Below are 20,477 nucleotides of genomic sequence, written 5' to 3' on the forward strand. Positions count from 1 at the left end.
TAAAACAATGCTAAAAAACTATCTCAAAATCGCGTTCCGCAACCTTGTGAAAAACAAGGGTTATGCTTCGATCAATATCCTGGGATTGGCGATGGGAATGGCGGTAGCGCTGCTGATTGGCCTTTGGGTGCGGTACGAATGGAGTTTTGATAATTTTCATAAAAATCGGGCAAACATTGCCAGGGTTATGAAAAAGACCCATTTCAATGGTGAGAAGGGTATAGGAACCGGTATCATGCTTCCATTGGCGACCGAGCTGCGTACGAATTTCTCCGAAGCAAAGTATGTCACGCGGCTCGATTGGGGCGATAAGCATAGCCTGGTAGCCGGTGACCAAAAATTGAGCAGGCCAGGCCATTATGCCGATCCCGACTTTCTGAAAATGTTCACTTTCCCACTCGTCAAAGGCGACGCGGAGCAGGTTTTGAAGAACCCTTATTCCATCGTACTCACGGAATCACTCGCACTTGCGCTGTTTGGTAATGCGGAGCCGGTCGGCAAGGTGATCAGAGTCGACAACCAGTTTGAAGTGATGGTGACGGGTGTGTTGAAGGATATTCCGAAGAATTCGTCGTTGCAGTTCGACTACCTGATGCCCTACGAACTGAATATCGCTACCTCTGACTTCGTACGCGGAGCACAGGATCAGTGGGGGAATAATTTTCTGCAAACCTTTGTGCAGCTGAACGATGGCGTTACGCCTGAGGCGTTTTCGGCCCGCATTGCCAACCTGGTACGGACGAAGATGAACGATAAAGACGAAAGCCTGCTCTTTGTACACCCTATGCCCAAATGGCATTTGTTTGGTGAGTTCAAGGATTGGGTGAATACCGGCGGGGCGATCGAATATGTGCGGCTTTTTTCGGTGATTGGCATGCTGGTCCTGCTCATTGCCTGCATCAACTTTATGAATCTCAGTACCGCGCGGTCGGAGAAACGGGCGCGGGAAGTGGGCATTCGTAAGGCAGTCGGTTCGCAGCGGCAGCAACTCGTCGCGCAGTTCCTCACGGAATCGTTGCTCACGGCACTGCTGGGTTTCGTGATCGCGCTGGTGATTGTCAAGGTCACATTACCTTACCTTAGAAATGTCGGTTTTGAGCATGTTACGTTTAGTTTGGACGATATTCCATTGATGGCCGTCGCATTAGCGGGCTGCATTGTCACGGGCTTGCTGGCGGGAAGCTATCCGGCATTATACCTGTCGGGATTTGTACCTGTAAAAGTGCTGAAGGGTACTTTCCAGGTAGGCAGGGCAGCCAATTTGCCGCGAAAGATATTAGTCGTTACTCAGTTCACGTTCTCGATCGCCCTGATCATCGGGACAGTAATTGTTTTTCAGCAGATCGAGCATGCGAAGAGCCGACCCATGGGCTACAATCCCGACAAGCTGATCTGGATGAGCCTTTCCAGCGACCTTCAAAAGAATTTCATTCCGATGAAGTACGAGTTGCTGGAAAGCGGATATGTGGAAGCCGTGAGTAAAACATCGAGTCCGATGACGGGTGTCTACAATCAATGGGAAGGGTTTTCGTGGCCTGGGAAGGATCCGCAGAGTCAGCCTTTGTTTTCGGCATTGATGGTTGATCCTGCTTATTTCAAAGCGGCCGGTCTCAAACTCAAAGAAGGCAGGTTTTTCGAGGAAAAAATGCTATCCGACAGTAATGCGATCGTTTTGAATGAAGCATCGGTGAAATTAATGGGTTTCAAGAACCCGGTTGGCAGCCATGTGAAGTTCGGTGATGAGGATATGACGGTAATAGGGGTGACCAAAAACGTGATTCAGCAAAATCCGTACGAAGAAGTGCAACCCGCAGTGATGCTCATGCGCCCCTATTTCACATTCCAAAGCCTGATCCGTTTCAAAAGCGGGGCCGATTTAAAGAAAGCGCTCGCCGCCATTCAGCCGGTGATCGAAAAATATAACCCGTCTTACCCGTTCGAATATCGTTTTGTAGATGACGAATACGATCAGAAATTCCGCAGCGAAGATCAGATTGGCCAACTGGCAGGGATTTTCGCCGCGCTGGCCATCCTGATCAGTTGCCTCGGACTTTTCGGACTGGCTTCGTTTATGGCCGAGCGTCGGACGAAGGAAATCGGCGTGCGTAAGGTGCTAGGGGCCTCGATATCGCAGCTCTGGCTTCTGCTTTCGCGGGATTTTGTGTTTCTCGTACTAATCAGTTGCGCAATCGCGTCGCCTTTGGCCTACTATTTCCTCCAAAACTGGCTTGCTAAATACAATTACCATATCAGCATCAGTCCGCTTGTGTTCCTGGGCGCAGGGGTGGCCGCAGTGCTCGTTACACTCGCTACGATCAGTTTTCAAAGTATCAAGGCGGCATTGATGAATCCGGTTAAATCGCTGAGGACGGAGTAGGGAGGAAAGGGAGGATGGAGGAAAGGGAGTCAAGGATAACAAGTATCCCTTCCCTTCTTCCCCTTCCTCCATTTCCTCCCCTTCCTCCTTTCTTCCATTTTCTCCTTCTTCCCATTCCCAACAAACATGATACGCAACTACTTCAAAATCGCATTCAGGAACTTGCTCAAAAGCAAGGGGTATTCTGCCATTAACATTGGCGGGCTTTCGGTAGGGATGGCTGTGGCTGTGCTGATCGGGCTCTGGATCTACGACGAGGTGTCATTCGACCATTACCACCGCAATCATGGACGGATCGGCCAGGTTTGGCAGTTTGTACAATTCGGTCCGGAGAAATCATCTTATAATGTGGTACCGTTACCACTGGCGGCCGATATGCGGGAGAAGTATCCCGATTTTGAGGAGATCAGTAAATCGGTTTACCGCAACATCATCATTTCCAATGGAGATAAGATGTTTTCGAAATCGGGGCAGTACGTGGAGCCTTCATTCACAAAAATGATGTCGATACGGATTGTTGCCGGCAGCGATAACCTGAGGGATGTGAATTCGGTCTTGCTTTCAGAATCCTTTGCCCGCTCGCTTTTCGGAAATGCGAATCCGGTGAACCGCATTGTAAAGCTTAATAGCAACCGCGATGTGAGAGTAGTAGGGGTTTTCGAAGAAATACCCAATAACAGCACATTCAGGGATACGCAGGTACTGGCGCCGTGGGACCTTTACGTTGCTACCGACCCATCGGTGAGGGGAGCGGAAAAGAATTGGGACGAAAACTCCTATCAGATATTTGTGCAGCTTCGCGAAGGAGCTGATTTTAAAGCGGTTTCGGCAAAAATCAAAGACTCGCGCATGAAACGGGAAAACCCGCCGGGGTATAAGCCGGAATTTTTCTTGCACCCAATGGATAAATGGCACTTGTATTCGGATTTTCAAAATGGCGTGAATACCGGCGGGCTGATCACGTTTGTGTGGCTGTTCGGGACCATCGGCGTTTTTGTGCTCTTGCTGGCGTGTATCAATTTTATGAACCTGAGCACCGCCCGGTCCGAAAAACGTGCCAAAGAAGTGGGTATCCGCAAAGCGATAGGCTCGGTACGGATACAGCTGGTGAGCCAGTTTTTCAGTGAATCGGTGCTGGTGGTGATCGTCGCATTTGTGCTGTCGCTGGTTCTGGCAGGACTTGCGTTGCCCGCATTTAATGACGTGGCGGAGAAAAAGATCACATTACCCCTGACTAACCCGCTGTTTTGGGTCGTCGGGATTGTTTTTAGTTTACTCACCGCATTCATTGCCGGAAGCTATCCTGCGCTGTACCTTTCTTCCTTCCAACCCTTAAAAGTGCTGAAAGGGACATTCAAGGCAGGCAAGTTCGCCGCATTGCCGCGGAAAGTGCTGGTGGTGATGCAGTTTACGGTATCGGTAACTTTGATCATCGGTACAGTGGTTGTTTTCAGACAAATACAGCATGCTAAAAACCGTCCGGTTGGCTACGACCGGCAGGGGTTGATAGAAGTAGCTATGACCACCCCTGCGCTCTACGGACATTATGATGCATTGAAGAACGACCTGATGAATACCGGCGTGGTGAGCGGCTATTCACAATCGTCGGGTTCGATGACGACACAAGCTGGCGGGATCACCAATCTGACCTGGCCGGGTAAGGCCCCCAATGCGGTGCCCTTGCTGATGTCCAATAACATTTCGCATGATTATGGCAAGACGGCCGGATGGCAGTTAGTCCAGGGACGGGACTTCTCCCGCGCGTACCCGACCGATTCAACGGCTATGATTATCAACGAATCGGCATTGAAGCTGATGGGGCTTAAAAAGCCGCTTGAATCGATTCTGAACTGGGGCGGAAAGGAATTCAGGGTGATCGGCGTCGTGAAGGACATGGTGCGCGAGTCGCCGTTTAGCCAGAATAGCCCGGCATTTTTTGTGGTTAATTACGGGAATACGAATGTGATCAACATCCGGCTCTCACCTTCGGCCGGGTTAAGCGATGCATTGGAAAAAGTAGGAGCTGTTTTTCGTAAATATGATCCCAACAGCCCGTTTACCTATCAGTTTGTCGACGAGCGGTTTTCGAAAAAGTTTGCCGATGAGGAGCGGATCGGGAAGCTGGCTTCCTTCTTTACGGTGCTGGCCATATTTATTTCCTGCCTGGGGCTTTTTGGACTGGCATCTTTTGTGGCTGAGCAGCGCACGAAGGAAATAGGGATCAGAAAGGTCCTCGGTGCCTCCATTGCCAACCTGTGGCAACTGCTTTCCACCGATTTCATCATGCTGGTAGCGCTAGCGTGCGTCATTTCGGGGCCTATCGCCTGGTATTTTATGAGCAGGTGGCTGCAAAATTACTACTATCGCACCGAGCTATCCTGGTGGATTTTCGCAGGTACAGGCGTGGGAGCGCTGTTGATCACATTGTTGACGGTCAGCTTCCAGGCCATCCGGGCTGCGCTGATCAACCCGGTCAGGAGTCTCAGGGCGGAGTAGACCCCGTCGAGACCTTCTTGTCGCTCCATCTTCCCTTCCTCCATCCTCCTGCCACATGATTAACGTTAAGTTAAAACGCTGCCATCGGTAATAAATATTCCTTTGCACGTTCCTATCTTGCAGAAGGAAACTTTTATCGATCCGAGTCACTTGCGCAGAACCTTTACTTTCAGTGCCTTTGCGGTTTTTGCAGTCATTTCGGGGCAGCTATTTGCCCAGAAAAACAGGGTTGTGTCCAATCTCGAAGTGAATGCAGAGGCTGGGGTTTACTTGTCTTCCAATGGAGAAACGCCGTTCTGGCTTCGGACTAACCAGTTCGGAGCGGTTCCCGACCGCGCTACGGCAGGCGTGTTACAGGCGATTGCACGACGGAGTTACGTTTTCTACGACAGTTTAGCCAATAGGCCACGAAAATTCGATTGGAGTGCCGGCGTGAGCCCGGTAGGGATATATAATAAAGCAAACAAGTTTGAACTGTTGCTTCCCGAGGCCCACGCGAGCGTGCGGTTCAAGCGTGTGGAGCTGTGGATAGGGCGCAGGCGCGAGGTAATGGGGCTGGGCGATACTACGTTGTCGTCGGGCTTTTATGCGGTGTCCGGGAATTCATTACCGATACCCAAAGTGCAGATCGGGACGGTGGGGTTCTCGCCGCTGAAATTTACCGGGAACTTCGTGGCCGTGCATGCGGGGTTTGCGCATGGGTGGTTTCATACTGACTACATCCAGGGTGTTCGCTTGCATCAGAAGTTCCTGTATGTGAGGCTGGGTAAACATAAAGGCAAGTTTTACGTCGGTCTCAATCACAATGTGATGTGGGCGGGTCATTCGGACTACCTGAAACTTCATCCTGAACTGGCGGTGAATGGCGAACTGCCATCGTCGTGGTCTATTTACCCGAATGTGGTGCTGGCGTTCACTTCCAAAAACTGGTTCGAAAAAAATGGATATGGGGCGTTTGACAGCTACCGGGTTGGGAACCATCTGGGGAGTTATGATATTGCTTTCGAGACGAAATTCGATCGGTACCGGCTTTTTTTATACCACCAGCATCCTTTCGAGGATGTTTCGAGCATGCTTTTCAAGAACATTCCTGACGGGCTTTATGGCGTAAATCTGAGACTGCTACCTGGTCCGGAAAATAGCGTAGCGCTCACGCATCTCACGTTGGAATTCCTTAGTACCAAAGACCAATCCGGCTCCGAGTTCTATATTCCCGGAAGCAAATACCAGGGGGCCGACAATTATTTCAACCATACCCAGTATTCGGAAGGGTGGTCGTACCAGGGCCGGACGGTGGGGACTCCGTTTATTATTCCCGGCAAGGATATGGACCAGTCGAAACTCGGGAATTACAGGTACTTTCCCAATAACCGGGTGGCCGTATATTACCTGGGGGCACAGGGAAGAGTCGGTCATTCGCTGGCGCTTACTCTGAGGTTGTCTTACAGCAAAAATTTCGGGACACCGGGCGCCGATTTTGATCCACCGAGGGGGCAGTTTTCATCGGTCTTGGGAGCGCAATATGCGGTTCCCGGTTTGAAAAGCACCAGCATTATCGCTCGCGTGGCTGCGGATCGGGGCGATGTTTTTACGAGAAGGACCGGTGGGTATATCGGCATTCGTAAGAACTGGTAACGGCTTCTGTAAGTTATTTTTCCGTATTGTCCATCGGTGAACAAGATTGTCCGGAATCGGACAGTGTTTTGCTGTTTTAGGGGGTTAAAATATTGAATATTAAACTGTTGCTTGATCTGGCATAAATTTGTTGCCGGGTGTTTTTAACCCTATTCAGAACAGCGGCATGCTCAAAAACTACCTCAAAATCGCCCTCCGGAACATCTGGAAGAACAAGGTTTTTTCGGCTATTAATATCGTGGGTTTGGCCGTGAGTATGGCCGCCTGTATCGTGATCATGCTGTTCGTATTTTACGAGCGCAGCTTCGACGGAATGCATTCCAAAAACATTTACCGCCTCGACGAGGTACAGAAGTTCGAAGGAATGGTAGCACCTCAAAAAGTGGCGCTTTCGATGTTTCCGATGGGGCCCACGTTGCAGGAAGAGTTTCCCGAAGTCAGGCAGTTTGTCAGAATAAATACCGGAGCAAAGCTTCCAATGAAATACCAGGATAGAACGATCGACCTGTCGCAGGTCTTTCTGACCGACTCCAATTTTTTCCAGCTCTTCGATTTTGTACTGCTTGAAGGCGAGAGGGAGCGTGTATTGAAAGAACCCAACAGCATAGTCCTGACGCAGAAAGCAGCGAAAAATATCTTTGGCAACGCCGATCCGATCGGTAAATACATTAACCACTATGGCAGCGACACGGTCACACTGAAAGTGACTGGTATCGTGCAGGATGCACCTGCAAACTCGCATTTGCAATTTGAAGCGCTTGTTTCTTTTAGCACCATTGCCAAGCCCGATTTTATGAAGAACTGGGGCGGGAACTGGCTTGTGACTTACCTCGAACTGGCACCCGGAACCGATATCGCCAAAACTGAAAAGAAATTCCCGGCTTTTCTCAAAAAACATATGGAGGAAGGCCGCTGGAAGTTTTACGGGCTCTTTTTACAGCCGTTGGACGAGGTGCACGCGCAATCGGTGGATATCACGCACGACTACGTGAATTACCAGAAGTTCGATAGACGGTATACCTATGTTTTCTCGATCATAGCGGCCATTGTGTTGATTATCGCCTGTGTAAACTTTATGAACCTGTCGACGGCACGCTCGACGGGACGGGCGAAGGAGGTCGGAATACGCAAGTCGATCGGCGCGCAGCGCTTTCAGCTGGCGGGGCAGTTCATTGGCGAATCGGTATTGCTTGCGCTGTTTGCGCTGATGCTGGCAGTAGCTATTGTGAAACTGGTAATGCCTTTGGTGGCCGATTTTAGCCAGCGGTGGCTCGAATTTTCGATATTTCAGAATCCCGGTTTGTTGCTGCCCGTTTTGCTGGGAACAGTGCTTGTAGGGCTGTTTTCGGGATTATATCCAGCTGCATTCCTATCGGCTTTTGAACCCGTGAAGGTATTGAAAGGAACGGTCCGTGCAGGGAAGAGTAGTTTCCGTAATGCATTGGTAATTGCACAGTTTACGAGCGCGGTATTCCTGATCATCGCAACGGGTTTTGCGGTGAAGCAATTGCGGTATATGGTGAACAAAGATCCTGGTTTTGACCGGGAACAGGTAGTGATCATGCCTTTGAACACGGAGTCCAATACAAAATATGAGGCACTGAAACAGGAATTGCTTACAAGCTCGTTCATTGAGGCCGTAACAGCCTCGCAGCAGCGCCTCGGTAACAACCTGCACCAGACGGGCGTGGCGTTCCAGGGAGCGGGTGCGCGGCGGGAGCTTACTTCTTCTCAGGTGGTTGTCGACCCGGATTATTTGTCTCTGTACAAAATCAAACTGATTGCGGGCCGGAACTTCACGCACAACGCCGGGGACAATGCCAAAGCCTACATCATCAACGAATCGCTGGCAAAAGAGCTTTTGAAAGATGAGCCTACACTTACCATGGAGACGTTGATCGGTAAGCGGTTCGGCTTCTCGGGGATGGATTCGCTGTCGACGATTGTGGGTGTGTCAGAGGATTTTAACTTCAATTCGCTGCACCACAAAATTGAAACACTTTGCATGTTCAACCAGAAGGATTGGTCCTATTCCGAGATGTCGGTGCGTATTAAAGGCAAAAATGCGCGACAGGCATTGGCAACCATTCAATCGGCGTGGAACAAGTTTGTTCCGGGCCAGCCATTTACCTACTCATTCCTCGATGAGCATTTCAACGAAATGTACCGCGCGGATAGCCAGGTCAGCGAAATCGTGGGCATCCTGGCGGGGCTGGCGATTTTTATATCCTGCCTCGGGCTGTTCGGGCTAGCCTCCTATTCAGCGGAAAGGCGGATCAAGGAAATAGGCGTCCGGAAAGTAATGGGTGCATCGGTAGCGGGCATCGTAGCATTGCTGTCAAGGGACTTTCTTAAACTCGTGCTCGTAGCCTTCCTGATCGCTACGCCGATCGCCTGGTGGGCTGTGCGGAGCTGGCTGAACGATTTTGCCTACCGCATCGACATCGAATGGTGGATGTTTCTCCTGGCCGGCGCGCTGGCGGTGCTCGTAGCATTGTTCACGATCAGCTTTCAGAGTATCAAGGCGGCATTGATGAACCCTGTTAAGAGTCTTCGAGCGGAATAGGGGAGAATGTGAGGGTGGAGGAAAGGGAGGACGGAGTCAGGCCGTTCCCTTTCTCCTTCCTCCATTCTCCCTTTCCTCCCAACAAAAAACAGCACCAATGATTTGAATTTTAACCAGATAATCCCATGAGCCACATTGCAATCCCTATCCCGCCGCTTCAAGGTAAGCAGGAGATCAAAGTTGAGGTAACGATCAACGGAATCAAGCAAAACCTGTTTTACAGGGTCGAGCTGTTTTACTGGGAAGATTGTACCAATCCGGTTGCGCACCGTGCCGACTGTATCAGCGAAATGCTGGCGCATCACGATCCGGAATGGACCGTGTATTATATCGGCGCACCTAACGACGAGTTTGTACCCATCACATTTGTGAAAAAGGAGAGCCGGAGCCTGTTACGAGAGGCAATAGCCTGATGGGATTTAAAGGCTCTTTAATTCTTTTTTAATCTTTATATGCAACATTGTTGCATTTGTGGTTTTTCTGAAACTACATTTGCATCATTGTTGCATGTAAAGATTTTTTTATGAAAAAGCATTTATTCAAAGTAGTACTATCGATGGCATTCGGCGCATTGCTGCTGGCTTGCGACGACAAGGAGAAAGACGATGTAACACCGGTGGAGGAAACCGAGTACAAATTCATCCGGGTGATTGTGAACGACGAAGTTTCAAAGGAGCTCTCGCTGGTGGATCCGGTGAAACTTACCGTTGAGAAATTTGAAGCCCAATATGCAAAATCGAGTTTGTACGGCACGCAGGGTGGGCGTTTTGGCGCTATTTTGAATGGGGCCAACAATTTCGTACAACTTTTCGATACCGGTTTTGAAGGCCACGGCGACCATGTGGATGTAAAAGGAACGCCGAAGTTCGGAGCGTTGACGGGCGATGGGAACAAGCCCACGCATTTTAAAAGCAAGGGGGACGAGATCATCACTTTCAACGATGGCGACGGTACCCTGAGCATTGCGAAAGAGGCCGATTTCCACACCGCCGGCAAGAAAATGACACATATCAATGCCGGGAATGTGGCGCACCACGGGGCGATGACGAAATTCGACAATGGCACCTATGCAATTACCGAAAAAGACGGATCAGCGGCAGGAACATTGCCGGAGCGCGTGAAGATCATCGATGCTTCAGGTAAAACGCTTTTCGCTTCTACCATTCAAACCAAAGGTATTCACGGCAATGCGACGAATGGCAGCGTTTCGCTGTTCGGCTCTTCCAGCGGCATTCTAGTTGTGGAACCTACCGGCCATCAGCAGCTTATTCCACATCCGGCGGATTTTGGCGAAGCATGGTTCGGGTCGATCCTGGAAGCGAAAGGCGCAGGCAAATTCCTGGGTTACACAGCTGCAAAAGGCGTTTATATCATTGATGTTGCCGCCAAATCGGTGACGCCGGTGCTGGCCAGCACTGATATTATGCAGGCGAAGGTGGATTACGCCGGGAACAACGTGGTGATATTGCTGCACAGCGGTGAAGTCCGAATCTACGATTTGAAAACCAATACGTTGAAAATAAGCGGCGCGGTGACAGGTGTTACTGCCAAAGACGAAACGCAGAAGCCGCAACTGGAGGCGACCTCCCGTTATATCTATATTACCCAACCCAAGACGGGTGAACTGCTCGTGGTAAATGCGGCGAATTTGTCCAAAACCAATAAGGTGAAAGTCTCCGCCACGCCTTACCGGCTCGCTATCCTGGGTTTCGAGTCCAGCGAAGGGCATTGATAAAATCCCGGCAAGTTTGGTGTTTGCCGGGATCTTTCAGAACCAGAATTTTTCAGAGCCGTCGACTGGTTTCCATTCACTTTTCGGCTCAAAATGTTTCCAGATGATCGCCGAGACCTTGCGGATCAATGCATAGCCCTCGTTGTCTTTCTGCCACCGCTGATCCTCCTGATTTTTGGTTGCAATGCAAAAAATATAGTCGCCGTGCGGCGCATGCACTACGAGTACCTCCGACTTTGCCTGATTCACGGCTCCGCTTTTGGCAGCTACTTTTACACTCGGCGGTAGCTGGGAAATAGCCTCGCCATCCCAGAACTGCATTCCGAGGTAGCGGTACATCCTGTCGCTTGCCGCAGGGCCTACGGCCTTCCCATTTCGGATCATTGCTACCAGCTCGGCCATTTCGCGTGGTGTGGTGACGCCCCAGCCGTAACGTGCCTGAAATTCCTTGCGTCCGGGTGTACGGGAGTTCACGCGCGTGTTCGGGAACCCGTTTCGGTCGAGCCATTCGTTGATTGCGGCTCCGCCGCCAGCCATCGCTTGCAGCCACAAGCTGCCGGTGTTGTCGCTTTGGGAGATCATCAGGTGGATCACCTTGGGCAGGGCGATTTTCGTACTGTCGCGGAAAGAGCCCACGATGCCGTCGTCGTATTTCAACGAATCGCGATAAACGAGCTCCTGACCGAATGTGATTTCCCCTTTTTCAATTTTGTCAAAAATGCCGCACATGATAGGCACCTTTACCATACTGGCCGTAGGATAGAGTGAATCCGCATGGACGGCGGCAATGCGGTTGGTTTTCAGGTTACGCACATATACGCCTGCCTGTCCGCGAAAGCCCGCGAGCGCCGCTTCGAGTTGGGCTGTCAGTTTTTTATCGACCACCGTTTTACCGGTTGCCTGGGGTTGTGCGGACAATGTCGCCGTCAACAACGTGAGGAAAAGTAAAATAGCGGGCCTTGTCATGTCTTATCAGTTTTGAGGGTGGTTTCTTCCTTGATTTCCCCGGCCTTCGTTCCGCTGAAAACCAGTTTTCCCCAGTATTCAGGGTAATGCATATTGATAATGCCTTGCGGCGACCATACCCAATTGTATTCGGGAATGATCTTTCCGGTTTCTGCATGACGCTTGCGTTTGTAGCGGCCATCCTCGCCGATCTCGTGCTGCCAGTTCACCCGCGAGAAGTTGATGCGCCACTCGGAGCCGTCGGCAGGGATTACCGGTTTTACATTTTCAGTAGACAATGATTCGAATGGAATGGCGATTTCCAGGGTCCAGCGCTTGTCCTTATCCTTTGCATTATTGACAGTGCCAATCACCGACACTGCCGATTTTAGCCCCTTGATATCCCATTTGAGTTGAGCCCTGCCGCCTTTACGATAAGGTTTGGGCAAAAAGAGGTCGAATGTGTTGTTGATGGCATTGATTTCGAGTTCATAGTAGTTCTCGGTATCGCCGTCGGGATCGATGAACACCTCGAAATCGTTTTCCAGGTACACAATCTGGTCTTTTTTGTCCTGGTATGCCCATATATGCTCTTCCTCAATTTGCGCGGCAATGAAGAGGTACTGATCGTCCCAAAGCATTTTCACGCGGGTCTCTTGGAGCGGCAGGGGCTTTTTGTCCCCTTCAATGTCCACGAACGACGAAGTCCAGGCGGCTTTCTTCCATGAATGCTCGTCCAAATGGCCGTCGATCGCAATGCGCTTTTCGGCGCGGTAGCAAGTGTAGGTTTTGGGAGAAGGCGGTGTTTGCGCCCGTGCGCCGACGGTGATTATGGCGGCCAGTGCCAGCACGGCACCGGTTTGTAAAATGTTAGGAATGTTCTTTTTAGTGAGTAAATTAAAATTTTTCAAGATAGGTAAAAGGGAGTAGTTCAAAATGCGGAATATAGGTCATTTTTCCTGCATTTTGAAGCAAAATCGTGGGTTTTGACGACCCGGTTTCGTCATAACTTAGCCTTTCAATCCAGTGTTTTTTCACGGGGCGAGCAGGTCGCTGGCTTTGTTTTCATTGCTCAATAATGTTTCAAAGAGCTTCCATCGCTTATCGGGAGCAACAGCCGTGCCTCCCTGTGCTTCGATGTACTTCCGGATCAGGTCCTGCCCGTAATTGTAGTTGATGACGTAGCTCCGGTACTTGCGAATGAAGCGCAGATAATCCAATGCGCCTTTTTCAGGCAGCAGACAATAATCGGTAAGCCAGCGCTTGGCCTCCTGCTCGCTCATGCCGCGGTCGAGAAGGCCGCGGGCAACTTCGTTGCGGGCGTAATTCAATGCCGAGCGGACCGCCAGGGCTTCAAAGTAGGTATTGGCCATCGTGGTATCGAGGCCCGCCAGCGGGATCAGTACATTTTTGCAGAACTCCCGCTGTTCGTTGCCCGGGAAAGCCATGGAAATGCCGTAATTGGCGCTTCCTTCTGCGATCAGCGATTGCGGACTGAATAACGGGTAGAGGGAGATTTCGGGCCAGCCTCTATCGCGGTAAAGGTTCTTTTCGAGCAATGCATTGTACACGTGATGTCCGGGATATCCCTCGTGGCAGGCCAGATCGATGGCCCGTTCGATGTAAATCGGCTGACTCACGTTGATCTGGATCACACTTTTGTAATCGCCTTTGTACCAGTTGTATCCTGACCACGGCTTATCCCGTACATATTCGAGTTTGAAATCCTCGCCCGGCGGCAGCGTGTAATGCGCCAGTGTGCGTTTACGTGCCTCCGCGATGGCTGTCCTGAATACAGTATCGATCTTACCCGCCGGGATCAGGAACTGATTAGCAAGCTTCTGGTAGCGGGCTGGGATAGGTCCCTGGCCGGGTAGCAGCCGGTCGAGCTTCGCAATAAGGTCCTGGAAATGCTGCTCGTCATACACCGGTGCCACGGCGTCGAACAGGTCTTTGGATTCGGCGTCGAATGGTACGAATGTGCCTGAAACCAGGTGTATGCGCCTTTCAAATGCTGTTAATTGGGCGGTCAGCCAGGCAGCGCGGTGTATGAGGGTGTCGTTTTGAGTACTCGTTACTGATGCTGCCAGCGCTTTTTTCAGGGATATGGTCCTCTGCAGGAAGGCATCTTTCGGGAACTGGGAGGTATCTGTTTTAGCCGGTCGCAGTGAATCCGGGCGGTAATAAGCGTCGACAAAATCGCCGTCGAACTGGCCTATCGAGAGCCCGAGCCGCACATATTCCCTGGCGATGCTGTCGATGCGATTGCCATGATGATCGGCTGTTTCGCGCGTACCGCACGAGCCAGCCAACATTCCAAACGTGAGTATAGTAAGGTATCTTTTAAGCATGATATCATCGGTTGAGTCTTATGGGACTAAAATACACAGGTTATTCGGAAACCCGTTGTGAACGCTGGAAATAGAGGCATCCGGCGCTCCTAATGAAGTTATCCGGTATGTTTTGGGCTTTATAATGCATAAAAAGCGGCTTGGAATCCTATTTCAAGATCGATTTACTTTGTAAAAATAAATCGAGGGATATTTGGTTGTCGGGCTGGTTCTATCAACGTTTGTTTTGCCATGGAATTAGTCAGGCAGTATTTTCTATCGTACAACTGACATTGGGCTTCTATTTATTTGGATGTTGTTATAGTTGAAACCGAATAGAATGTAGCTAAATCGCTGTGATACAGTGATGAAATGATGACATTCTGTTCGTAACCGGTAGAAATCTTGTAGAACCCGGGGGGCTGTCAGAAAAAAGTTTTGTCGAAATTCTTCAGTGAAAACTCATTGTTCTCCACATATCCGGTCGTTTTTCAGGGATGCCGTTAATTGATTGAAACGGGCATTTTGCTTTCAAAAACGACTCAGATCTCATTTTAAGGTGTAGAAGTTTTACTGACGAGGCCGTCACCATTGTGACTATCTGATGATTTCGGGCTGAGCGAAGATGATATCGGAAGCCGTGGGCAAAGGCCTTTGTGACCGGCTAGTTGACAAAATATTCTTCTGTTTTAATGTAACCGGTCGATGATGCCATTGTGTGGAAGGTTATTGGGTATTATTGGAAAAGTACTATTATTAATTTTAAGTGGATATGTAACCAGTTTGCGATATTACTAGAATTCTTTTTACTTAAAAATGCTCCCTGATGGCAAATAAATCTGTATTTTTTTGTAGAAATATTTCCTAAAATTAATTTAGAAATAATTGAAAATTTGGTATAAACGTAATTTCTTCGCATTTGTCATATAAAAAAAGTGCTATTTTGAGACAATCTAATCTTTACCTTTGTGACGTACATTTTGTTGGCAAGCCGATGAGGCTAATCAATTACAAATCAAATACGTTATGAAAAATTTTACGTTTCTCTTTACCCTTTTACTATTGAGCCTGGGCTTCGCCTCCCAGGCCAATGCCACAACCAGTTGCGGTTGTGACAACAACGTCCTGACCAACGCCAGCTTCGAGAGCGGCACTACCGGCTGGTCGAAATCCAGCGGTACTGCCTTCGGTACCGATGGTGCATACAACATGTGTGGCAACTACAATGGTTTAATCACTGGTGCGGGGTCTGTTTGGCAAGACGTTAGCAACGTTGCCCCCGGAAGCACAATCAACCTGAGCGTATATGGTGGAACGCACGATACCGGTAAGACGCACGAGTTCAAACTGATTTTCCTGACATCGGGCGGGAGCCAGATCGGTGATGCCGTTGTGAAACCGATGAACTACAACGTGGGAAGTGGGAATCAGTTACAACTTTACACGATGTCGGCAACGGCTCCTGCGAATACTGCAAAAGTTCGTTTTCTGCTGTATTCAAGCGGTAACTACTTTAAAGTGGATGCCGCATGTATGAAGGTCACACCTCCTGCTACCCCGGTTGACTGCGACTGCGTGAACTCCAACCCATATATTAAAAATGCAAGTTTCGAAAATGGAACAGCCGACTGGTCGAAATCGAGCGGTACAAACTTCGGTATCGATGGATCCTATAAAATGTGCGGCAACTACAATGGTTTGATTACCGGTGCAGGTTCTATCTGGCAGGACATTAATGTCGTAGCAGGTGCGAAAGTGGATGTGACTGCATACGGTGGCACGCATAATACAGGCGCAACCCACCAGTTTAAACTTACATTCTACGATGGCGCAGGAAACAAGATCAACGCCGGTGAAGCGGTGGTGAATATGAACTATCAGGTGGTTGACAGCAAACTGAAACAGTTCTCGATTTCAGCTACTGCACCGGCAGGAGCCACGAAAGTTCGCTTCTCACTTGTTTCATCGGGTGATTATTTCAAAGTAGACGCGATCTGTACGAACATTACCCAGCCTGCCACCTGCCAGGAATGTAATGGTAACACATTGCAAAACCCAAGTTTCGAAAACGGTACGAACAACTGGAACGTAACCGGTACACTGACAGTTGAATCAACGTATGCGGTGTGCGGAGTAAATGGAGCAAAATTGAGCGGAGCGGGTAAGTTCTGGCAGGATGTGGAGTTGCAGACTACTACCGGAAACCAGGTTACCCTGAATATCTACGCAGCATTTGGCACTTCCAATAGCCAGAAAATCCAGCTGGTATTCCTCAACGAAGCTCAGGTAGAACTCGGCCAGATTACGAAGGACGTTACCAAAGCGCTTACTGACGGCACCTGGGGCCTCGAGAAATATACATTGGCAGGAACAGTCCCATCGGGCAGCAAATATGTACGGGTGTTGCTCTCGTCTAATGGAAACGATTTACTCGTGGACAACGCATGTCTTACTTTCTCAGGTCCTCCATTGCCTGTGACATTGTCTGCATTTTCTGCGAAAAAGGAAGGTTCGCTTGCACAGCTGGCCTGGGCTACGACGTCTGAAACCAACTCGGCTTATTTTGAAGTACAACACAGCCAGGATGGTAAAAACTGGACGGTGCTCGCACAAGTGGAGGCAAAAGGTGAAAGCAAGGAACTCGAAACATACACCTATACCCACACTAATCCATTTGCCGTGAACCTTTACCGGTTGAAAATGGTGGATCTGGACGAGACATTCGCTTACAGTGCAATCAAGAGCCTGAACTTCGACGGCCAGGAGCAACTGAATGTTTATCCAAACCCGACTGCGGACCGTATCAAAGTGAGCAGCAACCAGCAGATCACGAACGTGAAGGTATACGCCCAGACAGGTGCATTGGTACTGAGCACAGCACCGGATTCGGCCAACGAAGTAGACCTTACGAAACTGGCGCAGGGAACCTACTACGTAAAAATCAACAATGGTCCGTTGATGCGCAAAATCCTTGTAGTAAGGTAAGTTCCGGATCGGTATTCCTGAAAGCCCTTCGCCCGCAAACTGCGGACGAGGGGCTTTTGTTTACATATTAGTTTTAACTTTCGTACCAGAAAGTAACCGTACACGGACTTGGCAACAGTTATTAATCAACATACAAAGCAATCGGGGTACAGGCCATCGACGGCAAGCCCACTTTCGCGGGCGGATTTTGGAAGTGATTTCAAATGGGGGGTGGCGACAGCGGCATATCAGATTGAGGGAGCTGTGGATCATGATGGCAGGAGCGATTGCGTCTGGGATGTTTTTGCAAGGAAGAAAGGCAAGATCCGGAATGGTGATCATGCACGGCATGCCTGTGATTTCTATCACCGTTACGAACAGGACCTCGAACTGGTGAAGGAGCTGGGTTTTGAGCAGTTCCGGTTTTCGATTTCCTGGTCGCGCATATTGCCTGACGGGCACGGGCGCGTGAATCAGGCGGGAATTGACTATTACAACAGGCTGATCGACCAGTGCATTGCACTGGGCATAGAGCCGTGGATCACGCTGTACCATTGGGATTTGCCGCAGGTATTGGAGAAATCCGGCGGCTGGAAGAACAGGCGCATTGTGGAATGGTTTGCGGAATATACCGCTGTATGCGCCCATGCATTTGGTGACCGCGTGCGGCATTGGATTGTGCTCAACGAGCCCATGGCCGTGGCTGGGCTTGGTTATACCACGGGCGAGCATGCTCCCGGAAATAAGGGGATCCATAATTTTCTGCCTGTGGTGCATCACCTGGCTCTCAGTCAGGCGGAAGGTGGGCGGGTGTTGCGGCGACTGTTGCCAGAGGCCCGCATTGGCAACGCGATTTCTTGCTCTTATGTGATTCCAAACAGTCAGAGTGCGGCGGATATTCGTGCGGCGCGTAGGGCGGATGCGCTTATGAACCGGCTTTTTATCGAGCCTGCATTGGGACTGGGTTATCCCAAAGACGCATTTCCTTTTTTGTCCAATATCAAACGGTTCATGCGCGAGGGGGACCGTGAAAGGTTGAAATTCGATTTTGACTTCTGGGGGCTGCAGAACTACTTCAGTGTAGTGGTGCAGCATTCGTACCTGGCGCCGGTTATGTGGCTCAAAGAAGTACCGGCCACGCTCAGGAACGTCCCTACGACCGGTCTGGGGTGGGAAATCAGTCCGGCGGGAATGTACGAGATATTAAAGCAGTTTCATCGCTACCAGGGGGTTCGTGAATTGGTGATTACTGAAAACGGGGCCGCATTCAAAGACAAGCCGCAGGACGGGAAGGTGGATGACCAGGGACGAATGGCTTACTACCAGGATTACCTCGATGCCGTCAGGAAAGCGAAAAACGAGGGCGTCAATATTACCGGTTATTTCGCATGGACGCTGCTGGATAATTTTGAGTGGGCGCACGGTTATTCTGCCCGCTTTGGCCTGGTATTTGTAGATTTTAAAACCCAGGAACGCACCGTGAAAGAATCGGGGAAGTGGTTTGCCCGATTTCTTAAAAAGGCAGAAAAGTAATTTCGCTTCCAACTAATTCGGGAAAGGGTGTGTCTAACCGTCATATTTAAACCCCTTTATCCATGAAAGTCCTGATTGTTTTATTCGGTTTGCTGGCCTGGATAGGCTGCCATGATGAAAGTGGCGACATTAATGCGCAGGTTTATGAAGCAGATGCGACCTGGACAAACATGCTGGCCACTGACGGTTGCTCATGGCATTTCTCTATTACCTCCAAGGATTCGACCTATTCGGTGCTGCCAAGCGAAGCGTCCCGCGCTAAAATAGAGAAGGAACTGGGTAAGATCGAAGACTATTACAGCTTTACGCCGGTTCACTTGAAATACAGCTTGACAGGCTCAAAAAGTACCGTCCAATGCGGTTGGGGCCGCACCGGGACTTATGATGAAATCAACGTCATCGAAATTCACAAAAAATAGTCCCTACAAATGGAGGATTTTCTTGGCCTCCTGTTCGGAATAATAAGGTATCAACTCCGCTTCATCAATAATTTCCTGCACCTGCTCCTCTGTGGCAGGTGTAGTTGCTTTAGGCCTTGGTTCAATGGGCTCTTCTTCGAACACAATGGTGCCTTTTAGTTGCAAGTTCTGGAGGATTTCGAGCACCGATTGTTCCTCAGACTCAAGGATGGTCTTTACGCGGTATGTTTTCATAGTTTTCGCTCGTATTTGATTCTAAAATAGCAAAAATTGTACCGGGTTGTAAGTTTTAAAGACACTGTATGCAACCTGGGTGCCGGCTTTTACATCATTGAACAAACAAATCACAGATCCCATGAAAATTAAACAATTACTAACTTTCGTCTTGTCCGTGCTGTGTTATGTAAGCGCGTATGCACAAGGCGATGATGACAAACCTTACGTTACAAAAAACTTCAACGGTTCATCCCTGAAAGAATTGCAGGTAGAAACGTCCGGTGGCTCGATTTCGGTTTTGGGTGGGCAATCCGACGGTTTCAAAGTAGAGATGTACATACGCAGCAATGGCTGGAACGGCAATAAGGAATTGAGTAAAGAGGAGATTGAAGACCGTCTCGAAGACTACGATATCCTGATCGGCACCGAAGGCAGCAAAGTGATCGCCACCGCAAAAAGAAAAAGCAACCTGAAATGGAATGAGAAACGGAATATTTCCATTGCATTCAACGTGACAGCCCCACGCAACGTGGCGACCAATCTTAAAACAAGCGGCGGAAGTATCAAAATTGCTTCCCTGACCGGCCCGCAGAATTTTCAGACAAGCGGCGGCAGCCTGAAAATCGACGATCTTGATGGAGTAATCCACGGTCGTACTTCCGGAGGCAGCATCGATGTGGCGCATTGCAGCAAGGAAATTAACCTGCATACCAGTGGCGGAAGTATTAAAGCTAATGAGTTGAAAGGAAAAATCGAACTGAAAACCTCCGGCGGAAGCATTGAGTTGAACAAACTGAATGGTGATATCCTGGCGCATACCAGCGGCGGAAGCATTCGCGGTGAGGGTGTAGACGGTTCGCTCGACGCCGGAACTTCGGGCGGTTCGGTGCGGTTGGCCGATGTTTCGGGCAGCGTGCGCGCTAATACCAGTGCCGGCAGCATCGAGCTGGAACTGAAATCGCTGGGTAAATATGTAGACCTTTCCACATCGGCAGGTAGTGTGCGCGTGACGATGCCGCTGGATAAAGGCGTCGACCTGAACCTGAGGGGCAACAGAGTGGCCATTCCGCTTAAAAACTTTGATGGCTCGGCGGAAAAAGACCGCGTTCAGGGTAAAATGAATGGAGGAGGTATTCCGGTAACATTGTCGGCCAGCGCGGGTGGTGTTTACGTAAATCAATAATTACATACACGATTAAGGTTCAAAATGGGCAGGCGGCTTACCGTCTGCTCATTTGTGTTTTAAAACCTGTTACCAAAACGC

The 20,477-nt window shown here is 49.8% G+C and carries 14 protein-coding genes; 10 read left to right on the forward strand and 4 right to left on the reverse strand.

Going from position 1 to position 20,477, the window contains the following annotated elements; all coding sequences use genetic code 11:
• Positions 1–7: 7 nt before the first annotated feature.
• From AC2YIT_RS12395 to AC2YIT_RS12420, 6 genes are all read left to right on the forward strand, one after another.
• Positions 8–2,377, forward strand: a complete 2,370-nt coding sequence (locus tag AC2YIT_RS12395; protein ID WP_487279369.1) for an ABC transporter permease — start codon at positions 8–10, stop codon at positions 2,375–2,377.
• A gap of 126 nt (positions 2,378–2,503) precedes the next feature.
• Positions 2,504–4,873: an ABC transporter permease gene (locus AC2YIT_RS12400; protein ID WP_487279370.1), complete on the forward strand. Its 2,370-nt coding sequence runs from the start codon at positions 2,504–2,506 to the stop codon at positions 4,871–4,873.
• 150 nt (positions 4,874–5,023) lie between these two features.
• Complete coding sequence (locus AC2YIT_RS12405; protein ID WP_487279371.1) at positions 5,024–6,508, forward strand: capsule assembly Wzi family protein; 1,485 nt, start codon at positions 5,024–5,026, stop codon at positions 6,506–6,508.
• Positions 6,509–6,674: 166 nt separating this feature from the next.
• Positions 6,675–9,074, forward strand: a complete 2,400-nt coding sequence (locus tag AC2YIT_RS12410) for an ABC transporter permease (protein ID WP_487279372.1) — start codon at positions 6,675–6,677, stop codon at positions 9,072–9,074.
• A 125-nt stretch (positions 9,075–9,199) separates the two neighbouring features.
• Entirely contained in the window at positions 9,200–9,487 is a 288-nt protein-coding gene (locus AC2YIT_RS12415) for a hypothetical protein (RefSeq protein WP_291038095.1), read from the forward strand.
• A gap of 110 nt (positions 9,488–9,597) precedes the next feature.
• Positions 9,598–10,806, forward strand: a complete 1,209-nt coding sequence (locus AC2YIT_RS12420; RefSeq protein ID WP_430845050.1) for a hypothetical protein — start codon at positions 9,598–9,600, stop codon at positions 10,804–10,806.
• 36 nt (positions 10,807–10,842) lie between these two features.
• On the opposite strand, the gene AC2YIT_RS12425 is transcribed toward AC2YIT_RS12420, so the two are convergent.
• The 3 genes from AC2YIT_RS12425 to AC2YIT_RS12435 form a co-directional block, all read right to left on the reverse strand.
• The gene (locus tag AC2YIT_RS12425; RefSeq protein ID WP_430845052.1) at positions 10,843–11,772 is read right to left on the reverse strand and encodes a serine hydrolase; all 930 of its coding nucleotides are present in this window, start codon (positions 11,770–11,772) and stop codon (positions 10,843–10,845) included.
• Entirely contained in the window at positions 11,769–12,662 is an 894-nt protein-coding gene (locus AC2YIT_RS12430) for a carbohydrate-binding family 9-like protein (RefSeq protein ID WP_487279373.1), read from the reverse strand. Before AC2YIT_RS12430 ends, AC2YIT_RS12425 begins: the two co-directional genes overlap by 4 nt.
• Before the next feature lie 123 nt (positions 12,663–12,785).
• Positions 12,786–14,102 carry a hypothetical protein gene (locus tag AC2YIT_RS12435; RefSeq protein ID WP_487279374.1) on the reverse strand — a complete coding sequence of 439 codons (1,317 nt, stop codon included), beginning with the start codon at positions 14,100–14,102 and terminating at the stop codon, positions 12,786–12,788.
• 1,005 nt (positions 14,103–15,107) lie between these two features.
• Here AC2YIT_RS12435 and AC2YIT_RS12440 point away from each other — a divergent pair.
• The 3 genes from AC2YIT_RS12440 to AC2YIT_RS12450 all read left to right on the forward strand — a co-directional run bounded on the left by AC2YIT_RS12440 (position 15,108) and on the right by AC2YIT_RS12450 (position 18,997).
• Positions 15,108–17,066 (forward strand): T9SS type A sorting domain-containing protein, encoded by a 1,959-nt coding sequence (locus AC2YIT_RS12440; RefSeq protein ID WP_487279375.1) that lies wholly within the window; start codon positions 15,108–15,110, stop codon positions 17,064–17,066.
• 108 nt (positions 17,067–17,174) lie between these two features.
• Entirely contained in the window at positions 17,175–18,578 is a 1,404-nt protein-coding gene (locus tag AC2YIT_RS12445; protein WP_487279376.1) for a GH1 family beta-glucosidase, read from the forward strand.
• A 62-nt stretch (positions 18,579–18,640) separates the two neighbouring features.
• Entirely contained in the window at positions 18,641–18,997 is a 357-nt protein-coding gene (locus AC2YIT_RS12450; protein ID WP_430845060.1) for a hypothetical protein, read from the forward strand.
• A 3-nt stretch (positions 18,998–19,000) separates the two neighbouring features.
• On the opposite strand, the gene AC2YIT_RS12455 is transcribed toward AC2YIT_RS12450, so the two are convergent.
• Positions 19,001–19,231, reverse strand: a complete 231-nt coding sequence (locus tag AC2YIT_RS12455; protein WP_487279377.1) for a hypothetical protein — start codon at positions 19,229–19,231, stop codon at positions 19,001–19,003.
• Positions 19,232–19,352: 121 nt separating this feature from the next.
• Between AC2YIT_RS12455 and AC2YIT_RS12460 the strand changes: the two genes are divergently transcribed.
• A complete protein-coding gene (locus tag AC2YIT_RS12460) occupies positions 19,353–20,396 on the forward strand; it encodes a DUF4097 family beta strand repeat-containing protein (RefSeq protein ID WP_487279378.1) in 1,044 nt (347 codons plus the stop codon).
• Positions 20,397–20,477: the final 81 nt, after the last annotated feature.

It is taken from the genome of Dyadobacter sp. SRI_021 (assembly GCF_057586235.1).